Source organism: Tabrizicola sp. T46 (genome assembly GCF_057219895.1).
The window spans coordinates 983,428-996,350 of record NZ_JBXVVV010000001.1; the positions used below are offsets into that span (position 1 = coordinate 983,428).

The following is a 12,923-nucleotide window of genomic DNA, read 5'->3' on the forward strand; positions in this document are numbered from 1 at the left end:
AAACCCCATGTCATTCCAAGCCCCCATCGCCTACGCCCAGAAGGAAGCGCCAACCCGGACCTTCCGCTCGATCGAATACGATCTTCTTGCCCAGATCACGCGCCGCCTGCGGTCGGCCTGGGCCAACCGCGACTCGGATTTCCCCGGCCTCGTGCGCGCGCTTGCCGACAACGAACAGCTCTGGTCAACGCTCGCAGCCGATGTGGCCCTGCCGGGCAACAGCCTGCCCGCGCCCCTGCGCGCGCGCCTTTTCTACCTTTACGAGTTCACCGCGCACCACAGCCGCGCCGTCCGGGACGGCAAGGGCAGTGTCGAGGTTCTGGCCGACATCAACACCGCCGTGATGCGCGGCCTTCGCGGCGAAGGCGGCAGGGCATGAGCGGACTTGTCCTGAAACTCGGGCCGCACGAACGTGTGCTGATCAACGGCGCCGTGATCGAGAATGGCGACAAGCGTTCGCGCCTTGCCATCATGACACCCAACGCCAACATCCTGCGCCTGCGCGACGCGATCCACCCGGAAGAGGCGAATACCCCCGTGCGCCGCGTCTGCTACATCGCCCAGCTGGTTCTTTCCGGCGATGCGGAGACGGGCGATGTCCGGATGCAGCTTTTGCGCGGGATCGAACAGCTCAGCCAGGCGCTGACCGACCATGACAGCCGCACGCAGCTTGCCATCGCCAGCCGCGCGGTGCTGGAAGATCAGCATTACCAGGCGCTGAAGGCGCTGCGCAGCCTTCTGCCCAGGGAAGAGCGGCTTCTGGCCGCTGCGGGCCGTGCATGACCTTCCAGCCGGTATTGCCCCTGTCCGGCTTTACCGGCTGGACCTTCCTCAAACGGACGATGGACCGCCAGCAGGCAGTCCAACAGGCCTCGCCCGTCATGCAGCGGGACGAGGCCTATTTCCGCGACCGGATCGGCAGGATTCAGACCGCAGAACAACTCGTTGCGGACAAGCGCCTCCTGCGAATCTCTCTGACTGCCTTCGGGCTTGAGGCGGATGTGAACAGCCGCGCCTTCATTCAGAAGATCCTGGAAGGCGGCACGCTGAAGGAGGGCAGCCTTGCCAACCGGCTCGCCGACAAGCAGTACCAGAAGTTCTCGGCCGCCTTCGGTTTCGGCGACTTTGCGGTTCCCCGCACAAGGCTTTCGACCTTCGCCGACGAGATCCTTGCCCAGTTCCGCGCCCGCAGCTTCGAGACGGCGGTCGGCGCGCAGAACAACAGTTACCGGCTGGCCCTGAATGCCGAACGCGAGATCCCGGCCCTCGCCGGTCGCCAGATCAGCGAAACTGCGAAGTGGTATACGCTCCTTGGCAGCGCGCCGCTGCGCGAGGTGATGCAGACCGCGCTCGGCCTGCCGAAAAGCTTTGCGGCGATCGACCTTGACCAGCAGGTTTCGGTGATGCGCGCCCGGGCGGAGGCCGCCTTCGGGGCGCCGACGGTCAGCCAGTTCACCGATCCCGTCCGGATGGAGGCGCTGATCCGCCGCTTCCACATCCGCACCGAGATTGGCGAACAGACGTCCGCCTCCGGCCCTGCCGCAATAGCCCTTACTCTTCTGCGGAGGTAGGCTGGGCGTCAGTCACGTCCTCTGTGCCGTCCTTTCCAACTCAGGTCGCCGGCGAAACTTGACACATATGTCGTGATTTGTTGGCATCGGGCCAAACGGAGGCCCCGATGACCCAGCACCCCCGCCTGATGTCGCCGCTGAAGCTGCGGGACCATACGCTTCGCAACCGCATTGTCTTTGGTGCCCATACGGCGAACATGTCGGATCAGGGGATGCCCGGTCCGCGCTTTGGCAAGTACCTTCTGGAGCGTGCCCTCGGAGGAGCCGCGATGGTGGTGGCCGAACCCGTGCCGGTGCATCGGACGGGCGTGCTGACGCGGGGCAATTTCCTCCATTCCGACGACCGGGTGATCCCCGCCTTCAGCGCGATCACGGATGAGGTGAAGGCGGCGGGCGCGGTGATCCTCCAGCAGCTTTATCATATTGGCGCGCATGGAGATTCCGACCTGAGCTTCGCGCCGCACTGGTCGCCTTCGGGCGGGCCGTCCTATCATGACTCTGACGGATCGCACGCGATGACCGCGGCCGAGGTCGAGGAGCTTCTGCAAGCCCATGTCGCCGCCGCCGTCCGGGCCAAGGCGGCGGGGTTTCAGGGGGTGGAGGTCTGGGCGGCCTACCACTCGCTTCTCGACCAGTTCTGGACCCCCTGGTCGAACCAGCGGACCGACCAGTGGGGCGGGTCACTGGAGAACCGGACGCGGTTTTCGCGGGAGCTGATCGAACGCATCCGGCGGGCCTGCGGCGAGGGGTTTATCGTCGGCCTCGCGGTCAGCTATTCGACGGCCTACGAGGTGACGCTGGGGGCCGAAGCGCTGTGCGAGATCCTCGACCTCCATGACCGCACGGGGCATGTCGACTACGTCACGGTCGGCGCGGGAAGCTACCTTGAATTCGAGTCGATCATCCCTCCCTTCACCCATGCCGAAAAGCTGACGACGCCCCTGACTACGCAGCTGAAAAGCGTTCTGAAACATGCGGTTGTGACGTCTGAGGCTGGAGTCCGGACGCCAGAGAATGGCGAAGCGATCATCGCCTCGGGGCTGGCCGATCTGGTCAGCATCGTGCGGGGCCAGATCGCCGATCCGCATCTTGCCCGGAAGGTGGCGGAGGGGCGGGCGGAGGACATAAGGGGCTGCATTTCCTGCAACCAGATGTGCTGGGGACGGCGGTCCCGGGACTACTGGATTTCCTGCCTGATCAACCCCTCGGCGGGGCGGGAGTTCGAGTGGGGCGGGGACCGGTTTTCGCCTGCCACGGAGGCGAAGGATGTGCTGGTTGTCGGCGCGGGACCGGCAGGACTGGAAGCCGCGCGGGTGGCGGCGGAGCGCGGGCATCGGGTGGAAATTGTCGAGGCTTTGCCGGTGGTTGGTGGGCAGTTCCGGCTGGCGGGCATGCAGCCGCGGCGGGGGCAGATCCTGGAGTTGATAGACTGGTATGAGCGGCAGTTCCAGAAGCTGGGCGTGCGGTTGCGACTGAACACTTTCCTTGAAGAACAAGAGCTTACGGGCCATCCGGCCTCGGTCGTGATCCTGGCCACGGGATCCCTGCCGGACGACACCGGGTTCCAGCGCTGGGTGCCGCAGGAGGCCAGTTTGCCGGGGATCGAGGCGGGGGGCGTCTGGTCGCCCGAGGCGGTCCTCAGGCGCGAGGCGCGGCTGGGGGATGCGGTTGTCGTCTATGACGAGGGGGGCAACTGGCGGGGGGTCGGGACGGCCTGGGCGCTGGCGGAACAGGGGAAGCGCGTGACCATCGTCACCCCGGAACCCTTTGTCGGCAAAGAACTTTCCCGCACCGCTGCGGATGGTGTGGTGCGGCGGAGGCTGGGTGCCTTGGGGGTGCGGATGCTGGCCGAGCACAGGCTTGTGCGGTGGCATGGGAACGGGGTGACGGTGCGGTCCTTCCTGACGGGGGAAGAGGAGGTGATCCCCGCCTCGGCCCTTGTGATGGCGACGACGAACCGGGCCTTCGACCCGTTCCCCGAGACGATCCCCGGCAAGGTCCTGCACCGGATCGGCGACTGCGCGGCGCCGCGGCTGGGGGCCTATGCGTTCCACGAAGGGCGGAAGGCCGGGATGGCGGTCTGATCGTTAATTCAAGGAGTTAGCGGCAACTCCCGCTGTCTTTTTCCCGTCTTCTTTGTGTCTTCCTTCCGTCTCTACGCCCGCAAGACGAAACTAGCGTTAACCATGCAGGCGAATCGCTGGACTCTCTCGCAGAGAGGCGAGGATTGCTTCCGCCGTCTGCGAGTGCAAGATCAGAACTCGGTTGGGATGCAGGGAGAGCGATGGCACTTGGTCTCGGCGCATCACAGTTGGCGGGGCTTCTGCTTGGAATCGTCCCTTTCGTTCTGTTTACTGCGATCGGCTATCACCGCTGGCGTCGGCACTACGGGACGGGGAATGGAATCCTCGGCTATTACTTCCGTTACATGACCAACAAGCGGGCGACCGAAGACGCGCAGTGGGTGTTTCTTCTCAAGGGCGCGATCTCAGTCATCTGGTTCATGGCCTGCCTCATACTTTTCGTGACCTGATCCGACACCCGACTTGCGGACAATCGTGATTGTCTGCGTCGGGATGGCGATCACCCCACCCTTGCGAAACTGTCTGGCGTCGAGAGCGCCCAGGCCTCAGCGAAGCGGGGGGAGGATTTGGGGTCGGCGGCAAGCTGCCCGGGGGCAAGCTGTTCGTATTGCTCGGCCAGCGAGATCACCTTGTCGGACGAGGCGCGGCGGAGGAAGTGGTGGGGGCGAAGCTCGGACGGGTGGGAAAGGCCCGCCGCCGCCACCAGTTCCGATAGCGCGTGGAGCGTGTTCCTCTGGTAGCTGGCCACCCGTTCGGCCTTGTCGGGGACGACGATGGCGCGCTGGCGGAGGGGGTCTTGCGTGGCAACCCCGGTCGGACAGGCACCGGTGTGGCAGGACTGCGCCTGGATACAGCCGACCGCGAACATGAAGCCGCGCGCCGCATTGCACCAGTCGGCCCCCAAAGCCATCACCCGGGCCATGTCGAAGGCCGAGGTGATCTTGCCGGAGGCCCCGATCCGCACGCGGTCACGGACGCCGATGCCGACGAGCGCGTTGTGGACGAAGGAAAGCCCGTCGCGGAGCGGCATCCCAACATGGTCCATGAACTCCAAGGGGGCGGCCCCGGTGCCGCCCTCTTTCCCGTCGACGACGATGAAATCCGGGGTGATGCCGGTGGCGAGCATCGCCTTGCAGATTGCCATGAACTCCCACGGGTGGCCGATGCAGAGCTTGAAGCCAGCAGGCTTGCCACCCGAGAGATCGCGCATCAGGGCGATGTGTTCCAGAAGCCCGGCGGGCGTGGAAAAGCAGGAATGGTGAGCAGGCGAGTTGCAGTCCTGCCCCATCGGTACGCCACGGATTTCAGAAATTTCCTGCGTCACCTTGGCAGCGGGCAGGACGCCGCCGTGGCCGGGCTTGGCCCCCTGGGACAGCTTCAGCTCCACCATCCTGATCTGCGGATCGGCGGCGGTGTCGGCAAAGCGGGCCGGATCGAAGCTGCCATCCGCCGCCCGCGCGCCGAAATACCCCGAGCCGATTTCCCAGACGAGGTCACCGCCGAATTCGCGGTGGTAGGGCGAAACCCCGCCTTCGCCGGTGTCATGGAAGAAGCCGCCGAGCTTCGCCCCCTTGTTCAGGGCGCGGATCGCGTTGGCCGAGAGCGAGCCGTAGCTCATCGCCGAGATGTTGAGGAGGCTGGCGGAATAGGGTTGGGCCGTCGCCGATCCGACCAGCGTGCGCATCGCATCGGTCGCAAGGGCCGGTTTCGGGGCGATGGAATGGTGCAGCCATTCGTACTGTTCTTCGTAGACGTCGTACTGCGTGCCGAAGGGCCGCTTGTCGAGATCGCGCTTGGCGCGCTGGTAGACGATGGCGCGCTTGTCGCGGGGGAAGGGCGTGCCGTCCTTGTCGCCTTCGAAGAAATACTGCCGCATCTCGGGCCGGATCGATTCCAGCAGGAAGCGCAGGTGCGCGGCGACGGGGTAGTTCCGCAGGACGGCGTGGCGGGTCTGGGTCAGGTCGTGGAACCCGACCGCGACCGAGGCGACGCAGAGAACTGCGACCGGCAGGAGCCACCAGATCTGGCCGGGAAAGGCCGCCATGAGCGCGGCGAGCACCACGACAAGGATCGCGGGCCAGGTGATCAGCGCGTAGCGGAGGTTGAAGGCGGTGGAGAGCATGGCGGCCTCATCGGTGGTCGCCGGCAGTTAAGCACCGATTCCTCAACAGATATGCAAAATTCAGAAGGGGACGGGGGCGGAAAAGGTGACGCGCTGGCCGGTTGCCGGGTGGTGGAGCGAGAGCGTTTCGGCGTGAAGCATCAGGCGCGAATGGTCGGCCCGGGTTTCCGGCGCATAGATCTGGTCGCCGAGGATCGGGTGGCCGAGGGCCAGCATGTGGACGCGCAACTGGTGGCTGCGGCCCGTATGCGGGGTGAGGCGGACGCGGGTTTCGCCGGGCGTGCGGTCGATGACCTGCCAGTCGGTCTGCGCGGGGCGGCCGTGGATCGGATCGACCTTCTGACGCGGCCGGTATTCCCAGTCGCTGCCGAGGGGGAGATCGACGGTACCGCTGTCCGGCTCCAGATGGCCCTTGAGGCGGGCGATGTAGGTCTTCTCGGCCCGGCGCTGTTCGAATTCCTGCCCAAGGAAGCCCTGGGCCTGTTTGGTGCGGGCGAAGATGATGACTCCGCTCGTGTCGCAGTCGAGCCGGTGGACGAGGAGCGCATCCCAGCGCGCGGCCTGGAGGCGGGTGAGGAGGCAGTCCTGCCGGCCCTCCAGCTTGCCGGGAACGGTCAGAAGGCCCGCGGGCTTGTCGAGGACGAGGATCTGCGCGTCCTCGTGCAGGATCGAAAGCGGCGTCGACGGCGGGTCATAATCGAAATCCGGGATCAGCGAGGGTTCGGTCATCGGCCCGTCAGACGATCCGGTTGCCTTCGGCGACGAGGCGGTTCTTGAGGTGGCGGATATGGGCGGGGCCAACCTCGCAGCAGCCGCCGACGATGGTGGCGCCCATGTTCACCCAGGCCATGGCAAAATCGGTGTATTTCTCGGGCGTCAGGTCGTGGCGGTGGGTGAGTTCCTTCACCGTCGGCGCGTCTTTCAGGAAGTTGCCGGAGATATGGGTGAAGCCGTTGGCATAGGCACCGAAGGGTTTGCCCATGGGTTTCAGGGCAGAGAGCGCGTCGGCCATTGCCTCGGGCACCGAGCAATTGGCGAGAAGGGCGGCGATGGGGTGCCGGAGGAGGCGGGCGAGGTCGGCGACAGGTTCGCCGGAGCGGAGTTTGGCGCCGTCGCGGTCATCGACCGAGACGGAGAGCCAGACGGGTTTCCCTGCCTCTTGGGCGCCGATGACAGCGCCTTCGGCGGCTTCGATGGAGGCCGCCGTCTCGATCAGGATCAGGTCGACATGCGGGCCGAGGATGCGGGCGATCTCGGCATATTTCGGGGCGGCCTCGGCGACGGGTTCGGTGAGGTCAGGGCGGTAGCTGGCCTGGAGGGGGCCGAGGGACCCCGCGATGCGGGTGCCGGGATGGTTCGCGCGGGCCTCATGCGCCTCCGCGAGCGCGCGGAGGTGGAGGGCGTGGAACATCGGGTCAAGGCCGAAGCGGGCGAGCCGGTCGTGGTGGATGGCGTAGGTGTTGGTGGTCGCGATCGTGGCGCCGGCGGCGAAATAGTCGGTGTGGATGTCGCGGACGAGCCCCGGGTGATCGAGCATCACCCGGGTGGCCCAGAGCGGCGTCGGGTCATCGCCGGAGCGGGCGAGGAGTTCCTGGCCCATGCCGCCGTCAAGCAGGGTGATGTCGGTCATGCGTGCCTCCTTTGCGTCCGGGGGTGACATTCCGCCGGGGGCAGCGGAAGATCAAGGGAGGTTCGGGAGGGGGACGGATGGATTACGAGACGGTGCCGCCGCCGGAGTTCGGGCATGCCCTGCGGGCGATCTCGGTCAACCTTCTGTGCCGGGATGTGCTGGCGGAGGTGGCGTTCCTGGTGGCGGTGTTCGGAATGACGGCGCACCGGGCGAGCCGGGATTTCGCGATCCTTCTGCATGCGGGTCAGCCGTTGCAGCTGCATGCGGACGCGACCTATGCCAGCCATCCCCTGCCCGGGCTTCTGCCGGAAAGCGGACCGCGCGGGGCGGGGATCGAGATCCGGCTGCACGAGGCGGACCCGGACCTTGCGGCGGAGCGGGCGGAGGGGGCGGGGGGCGTGGTGTTGCAGGGGCCGACGGACAAGGCGGCGCATGGGCTGCGGGAGGCGGTGATCCTGTCACCCTCGGGCTATGCTTTCGTGCCGAGCCTGAGGATCTGACGCGATCGTTCCGCCCCGGGGCTGCCGTCGGATTGGGGGTTTCCACCCCCAAACCCCCGGAGGATATTTGTGGACGAAGAATGATCAGTTGGCGTTGTGGAAGACTTCCGCGAGAAGCGGGACGAGCCACTCCTCATCGGCTTTCGTGAAGGCGGCGGGAGTGTCGCTGTCGAGGTCGAGGACACCTAGGAGAGTGCCCTGACCGTTCCAGACCGGGAGGACGAGTTCGGACCGGGTGGAGGATGAGCAGGCGATGTGGCCCGGGAAAGCCTCGACATCCGGGACGTTCTGGACCTGGCCGGTGCGGGCGGCGGCGCCGCAGACCCCGCGCGAGAAGGGGATGACAAGGCAGCCGTGGCCGCCCTGGTAGGGGCCGATCTTGAGAAGCTCGGGGGCCGTGACGCGGTAGAAACCCGTCCAGTCGCAATAGGGATGGGCGTGGTGGATTTCGCAGACAACGGTGGCCATGAGTGCGACGGTGTCCGTCTCGCCATGGGTCAGGGCGCGGATCACTGCGGTGATGGCCGCATAGTCGACGGGGCGGTCGAGGGTTTGGGCGGGATCAGTAGCCAAGGGCGCACCCGTCCTTCCGGGGATCGGAGGCGCCGATCAGGATGTCGCCCTCGATCTGGATCGCCTGCGCGCCGCCGAGGGGTGTAGCGGGGATCGTGACGGCATGGCCCATCGCCGCAAGCTCGGCCCGGACGGTGTCGGAATAGCCGCGTTCGACCTCCATCCCTTCGGCGCCCGAGAAGCAGCGCGGCGCATCGATCGCGTCCTGCAGGTCCATCCCGTAGTCGACGAGGTTGGTGACGAAACGGGCATGGCCGCAGGGCTGGTAGGCCCCGCCCATCACGCCGAAGGGCATCAGCACCCGCCCGTCCTTCTGGATCATGCCGGGAATGATCGTGTGCATCGGGCGCTTGCCGCCGCCGGCCTCGTTCGGGTGGCCCTCGGCCAGGGTGAAGCCCGCGCCGCGGTTCTGGAAGTTGATCCCGAACTTCGACGAGGCAAAGCCCGACCCGAAACCCCAGAAGATCGAATAGATCAGCGACACCGCCATGCGGTCGCGGTCGACGACGGTGATGTAGATCGTGTCGCGGTGCACCGCCTCGGTCAGGGGGGCGGCGGCGGGCATCGCGCGCCTGGGGTCGATCAGCGCGGCAAGCTTTGCGGCCGTCTCCGCCGAGAGCATGTGCTGGAGGCGCGCGGTATGGTCCGGGTCGGCGATGAAGCGGTTGCGGGCGTCGTAGGCAAGCTTCGCGGCCTCGGCCTCGACATGGGCGCGCTGGGTGCCGAAGGGATCCATCGCCTGAAGATCGAAGTGCTTCAGGATGTTCAGAAGCAGGATTGCCGTCGCCCCCTGCCCGTTCGGCGGATGCTCGACCAGATCGATGCCGCCGTAGGGCCCGCTGACGGGCGTCGTGTAATCGCAGCGCGTGGCGGCAAGGTCGTCCAGCGTGTGGGTGCCGCCAAGCGCCCGCAGCGAGGCGATCATGTCTTCGGCGACTTCGCCTTCGTAGAACCCGGCGCGGCCTTCGCGGGCGATGCGGCGCAGCACCTCGGCCTGGCCGGGGGCGCGGAAGACCTGCCCGACCTTCGGCGCCTTGCCGCCGAAGCTGTAGAAGTCGCGCGCGGCGCCCTTGAGGCAGGGCAGGTCATCCACCCAGTCGAAGGCGACGCGGGGGGCGACGGGGATGCCTTCCTCGGCGTAGCGGATGGCGGGGGCCAGCGTATCGGCAAGGGACATCATGCCGTAATCGGCGTTGAGCTGGCAGAAGGCGTCGATCGCACCGGGGAGGGTGACGGCCTCGATCCCCTGCACAGGAATCGAGGTCAGGCCACGGGTACGAAGCGCCGCGGCATCAAGACCCGCCGGGGCGCGTCCGGACCCGTTGAGGGCGATGATATCCTCGGACCCGGCAGGCTTGACGAGAACAAAGCAGTCGCCGCCGATGCCGGTCATCTGCGGTTCCGCGATTCCAAGGACGAGGGCCCCAGCAATGGCGGCATCGACGGCGTTGCCGCCAGCCTTCAGGACTTCGATCGCGACTTCCGCCCCGATCGGGTGCGAGGTCGCACAGATGCCATTGGTCGCATAGACGGCCGAGCGGCCGGGAAGATGTAGATCGCGCATGGAACCCCCCGAACTTGCCCGAAGCTAGGCCGCGGGAATGGGAAAGCCAATATCCCGCGCGTGTCGATGCGGCAGGTTCAGGCGCGGTCGGCCGCGCCGAGGGGAATCAGGAAACTGAGCCGGTTCTGCCCGGCGCTGCGGGCATAGGTGAGGTCTGCGGTCAGGCTGCGGATGAGATGCCAGCCAAAGCCACCTTCGGGCATGTCGTCCGGGTTGACCGGGGGCAGACGGCCCTGGGGAAGCTGACCTTCCGGCATGGCAAGACCACGGTCGACGATCCGGCAGGCGATGCCGCGCGACGTGATCGAAAGGCCGACCTCGACCGGCCCTCTGCCGCCGGCATAGGCATGTTCGGCCACGTTGTTCAGCACCTCTGCCAGGACAAGCTCAACCGTTCCGCGATCCTCTTCGGGCAGGTCCTGCACCGGCGGGGCGGCGATCAGCCGGGCCAGCGCCACCCGCACCTCTGCCGGGTCGGCGGTGAAGGAAAGCGCTGGCGCGTCCCGGCCGCTGTCAGGCTGCGGAGGCATTGGCGACCGCCACCTCATGCGAGGAATGGATGGTGAAGATCGTGTCCATCCGCGTCAGCCGGAACACCTTTTCGACCGTCGGGGTCAGGCTGGACAGTTCCAGCACCCGGTCGGGACCGAGAAGTTTCTTCACCGCGACGATGGCACCAAGACCACTGGAATCCAGAAACTTGACCCGTTCAAGATCAAGCACCACGCGCGGGTGCGTCGTGCCGGTCAGATCGCGCATCCGTTCCTTGAACTGGATGGCAGAGGCGGCGTCGATCCGGTCTTCAAGGACAAGGACCGAAAGCACCTTTGGTCGGCTCTGGGTTGTCAGCTGCATCTTGGGCCCCTTTCGCTTTGCGTTCCGCAGAAGGTTCGCAACAAAGCGTTAGCAAGCCGTAAGCGTCAGTTGAGCTGGAAGGTCAGCGGATAGCGCCCATCCTCGAAATCCCCGAAGAGATCGCCCAGGTCGGGATGATCGACCGGCTGCCCCGTGTCATCGGGCACCAGGTTCTGCTCGGACACATAGGCCACATAGTAGCTTTGGTCGTTTTCCGCGAGGAGGTGGTAGAACGGCTGGTCCTTCGAGGGGCGGCTGTCTTCGGGAATGTTCTCATACCAGTCGTCGGTATTGGAGAACATCGCGTCTACATCGAAGACCACGCCACGGAACGGGTGCTTCCGATGGCGGAGCACCTGACCGAGATGGTATTTGGCATGGGTTGTCTGCATCGGACCGGTCCCCGTTGCCACCATTAAGAACTGACTGGCGTCAGATGTCCACCTGTGAGGTCAGGCGCAAGGGAAACAGTCTGTGAACCTGTGTCCGACAGTGCAGAGGAACTCGCGTTTTTCTGATCCTTTGCCCCAGAGTTCCCCATTTCCCGGGACCGGGCTTTGCGGTATTGTCGCGCCAAGAAAAAAGGCACGAGGGGCAGATGAGCAGGTTTCTCCGTGCGGCGATGCTGTTGCTGTTGCTTGCCTCTTGCGGAGGGGGCGGCAGCTACTCGGCGCCGCGGCAGCTGGACGACGCTTGTGCGATTATCCGCGAACGGCCGCAGTATCTGCGGGCGATGGAACGGACCGAGCGGCGCTGGGGTATTCCGGTGCATGTCCAGATGGCGACGATCCACCAGGAGTCGAAGTTCATCGGCAATGCGCGCACGCCCTATACCTATACGCTGGGCGTGATCCCGATGGGGCGGCAGAGCACGGCCTACGGCTACAGCCAGGCGCTGAACGGGACCTGGGAGGAGTACCAGCGGGCCGAGGGCGGCCGGCGGTCGAAGCGCGACGATATCGCCGACGCGACCGATTTCATGGGCTGGTACATGGACGAGTCGAGCCGCAGCCTGGGGATCTCGAAGTCGGACGCCGAGGCGCAGTATCTTGCCTATCACGAAGGACGGACCGGCTATGCCAACCAGTCCTACCTGGGCAAGCCCTGGCTGGTCGAGGTGGCGGCGCGGGTGCAGTCGCGCGCGGACATGTACGAGGAACAGCTGGCCTACTGCCGCTGAGTTGCTGCGGGGGCCACGCGTTTTCTGCGAAAACTCGGTCTGAGTGCGGGTTTTCGCAGAAAACGCGTGCGCCCGGTCAGTTCCTGCGGGCTGCCGTTTCGGCGGTTATGTCGAAGAGCCGCGCGCCCATCTGGCCGCCCTTCTGCAATTCGCCGAGGATCACCGTCGTCTCGGCGCCGAGGTCATCGGTGATGGCCCATTGCCGCAGCTCCACCGGGTTTGCGGTGAAGACAAGCTCGATCGAGCCGTATTCCGGGTGCTCGGGGTCCTGCGCGCGGACGCGAGTGGAGGTGCCGTCAGCGGTATGCCCGACCACCATGCTGGCGCGGGCAAGGTCGATCCGTTCGGCCAGGATCAGGTTCAAGGGCGTGCGCTTCAGGGGGTACTGCTCGGGCGGCTGGTTAGATTTGGCGTCGAAGATCGCGACCTGCTGGCCCCCGGCGATCACAAGGCTGCGGTCGGGCGGGTCATATTCGAACCGCACCCGGCCCGGGCGCTTGATGTAGATCCGCCCGGTCGAGATCGACCCGTCGGAGTTGATCTGGGTGAACGCGCTTTCCACCGTCGTCAGGCTGTTGAGGTAATCCGACAGCGTGGACAGGGGAATCTTCTCGGCCAGCGCGGGAAGCGGAACGAGAAGGGCAAGCGGGGCCAGAAGGGCGAAACGACGGTTCATGCGGCAGATATAGCGGGGAAGCACGCGGGATGCATCCCCGGGGCGGCGGTTTCGCAAGGACGTGCCGATGGCGTGAAGCGGCGTGAGGGCGGGGGATTCTACGAGATGGGAATTGGTGCGTGGTGATTTCTTCGACTTTTGTTGACTGTGAAGCACGTTTCTTTCAAT

16 protein-coding genes are annotated in these 12,923 nt (G+C 66.0%); 7 read left to right on the forward strand and 9 right to left on the reverse strand.

Annotated elements, in window-relative coordinates; translation table 11 throughout:
* The first annotated feature begins 7 nt into the window (after positions 1-7).
* The 5 genes from flaF (at position 8) to AC2D9V_RS04940 (ending at position 4,104) form a co-directional block, all read left to right on the forward strand.
* Positions 8-379 (forward strand): flagellar biosynthesis regulator FlaF, encoded by a 372-nt coding sequence (flaF, locus tag AC2D9V_RS04920; RefSeq protein WP_484712909.1) that lies wholly within the window; start codon positions 8-10, stop codon positions 377-379.
* Complete coding sequence (gene flbT, locus AC2D9V_RS04925; protein ID WP_484712910.1) at positions 376-783, forward strand: flagellar biosynthesis repressor FlbT; 408 nt, start codon at positions 376-378, stop codon at positions 781-783. The genes flaF and flbT overlap by 4 nt, the downstream gene beginning before the upstream one ends.
* A complete protein-coding gene (locus AC2D9V_RS04930) occupies positions 780-1,571 on the forward strand; it encodes a DUF1217 domain-containing protein (protein WP_484712911.1) in 792 nt (263 codons plus the stop codon). The genes flbT and AC2D9V_RS04930 overlap by 4 nt, the downstream gene beginning before the upstream one ends.
* A gap of 107 nt (positions 1,572-1,678) precedes the next feature.
* Complete coding sequence (locus tag AC2D9V_RS04935; protein WP_484712912.1) at positions 1,679-3,655, forward strand: oxidoreductase; 1,977 nt, start codon at positions 1,679-1,681, stop codon at positions 3,653-3,655.
* A gap of 200 nt (positions 3,656-3,855) precedes the next feature.
* Positions 3,856-4,104, forward strand: a complete 249-nt coding sequence (locus AC2D9V_RS04940; RefSeq protein ID WP_484712913.1) for a hypothetical protein — start codon at positions 3,856-3,858, stop codon at positions 4,102-4,104.
* A 50-nt stretch (positions 4,105-4,154) separates the two neighbouring features.
* Here the strand turns inward: AC2D9V_RS04940 and AC2D9V_RS04945 are convergent, their stop codons facing one another.
* The 3 genes from AC2D9V_RS04945 to AC2D9V_RS04955 are packed head-to-tail and all read right to left on the reverse strand — an operon-like array spanning position 4,155 to position 7,407.
* Positions 4,155-5,777, reverse strand: a complete 1,623-nt coding sequence (locus tag AC2D9V_RS04945; protein WP_484712914.1) for an FMN-binding glutamate synthase family protein — start codon at positions 5,775-5,777, stop codon at positions 4,155-4,157.
* A gap of 60 nt (positions 5,778-5,837) precedes the next feature.
* Positions 5,838-6,506 (reverse strand): RluA family pseudouridine synthase, encoded by a 669-nt coding sequence (locus AC2D9V_RS04950; RefSeq protein WP_484712915.1) that lies wholly within the window; start codon positions 6,504-6,506, stop codon positions 5,838-5,840.
* A 7-nt stretch (positions 6,507-6,513) separates the two neighbouring features.
* A complete protein-coding gene (locus AC2D9V_RS04955; RefSeq protein ID WP_484712916.1) occupies positions 6,514-7,407 on the reverse strand; it encodes a homocysteine S-methyltransferase family protein in 894 nt (297 codons plus the stop codon).
* 77 nt (positions 7,408-7,484) lie between these two features.
* On the opposite strand from AC2D9V_RS04955, the gene AC2D9V_RS04960 reads away from it, so the two are divergent.
* Positions 7,485-7,907: a VOC family protein gene (locus tag AC2D9V_RS04960; protein ID WP_484712917.1), complete on the forward strand. Its 423-nt coding sequence runs from the start codon at positions 7,485-7,487 to the stop codon at positions 7,905-7,907.
* Positions 7,908-7,991: 84 nt separating this feature from the next.
* Here AC2D9V_RS04960 and AC2D9V_RS04965 read toward each other — a convergent pair whose 3' ends face one another.
* The 5 genes from AC2D9V_RS04965 to hspQ all read right to left on the reverse strand — a co-directional run bounded on the left by AC2D9V_RS04965 (position 7,992) and on the right by hspQ (position 11,291).
* Complete coding sequence (locus tag AC2D9V_RS04965; protein WP_484713411.1) at positions 7,992-8,429, reverse strand: GAF domain-containing protein; 438 nt, start codon at positions 8,427-8,429, stop codon at positions 7,992-7,994.
* 40 nt (positions 8,430-8,469) lie between these two features.
* Positions 8,470-10,044, reverse strand: coding sequence for a gamma-glutamyltransferase family protein (locus tag AC2D9V_RS04970; protein ID WP_484712918.1), 1,575 nt, complete (start codon positions 10,042-10,044; stop codon positions 8,470-8,472).
* A 77-nt stretch (positions 10,045-10,121) separates the two neighbouring features.
* Positions 10,122-10,574 carry an ATP-binding protein gene (locus AC2D9V_RS04975; protein ID WP_484712919.1) on the reverse strand — a complete coding sequence of 151 codons (453 nt, stop codon included), beginning with the start codon at positions 10,572-10,574 and terminating at the stop codon, positions 10,122-10,124.
* Positions 10,558-10,899, reverse strand: a complete 342-nt coding sequence (locus tag AC2D9V_RS04980; protein WP_484712920.1) for an STAS domain-containing protein — start codon at positions 10,897-10,899, stop codon at positions 10,558-10,560. Before AC2D9V_RS04980 ends, AC2D9V_RS04975 begins: the two co-directional genes overlap by 17 nt.
* Before the next feature lie 65 nt (positions 10,900-10,964).
* Complete coding sequence (gene hspQ / locus AC2D9V_RS04985) at positions 10,965-11,291, reverse strand: heat shock protein HspQ (RefSeq protein WP_484712921.1); 327 nt, start codon at positions 11,289-11,291, stop codon at positions 10,965-10,967.
* Positions 11,292-11,497: 206 nt separating this feature from the next.
* On the opposite strand from hspQ, the gene AC2D9V_RS04990 reads away from it, so the two are divergent.
* Positions 11,498-12,079 (forward strand): transglycosylase SLT domain-containing protein, encoded by a 582-nt coding sequence (locus AC2D9V_RS04990; RefSeq protein WP_484712922.1) that lies wholly within the window; start codon positions 11,498-11,500, stop codon positions 12,077-12,079.
* A gap of 76 nt (positions 12,080-12,155) precedes the next feature.
* On the opposite strand, the gene AC2D9V_RS04995 is transcribed toward AC2D9V_RS04990, so the two are convergent.
* The gene (locus AC2D9V_RS04995; RefSeq protein WP_484712923.1) at positions 12,156-12,755 is read right to left on the reverse strand and encodes a LolA family protein; all 600 of its coding nucleotides are present in this window, start codon (positions 12,753-12,755) and stop codon (positions 12,156-12,158) included.
* Positions 12,756-12,923 lie beyond the last annotated feature (168 nt).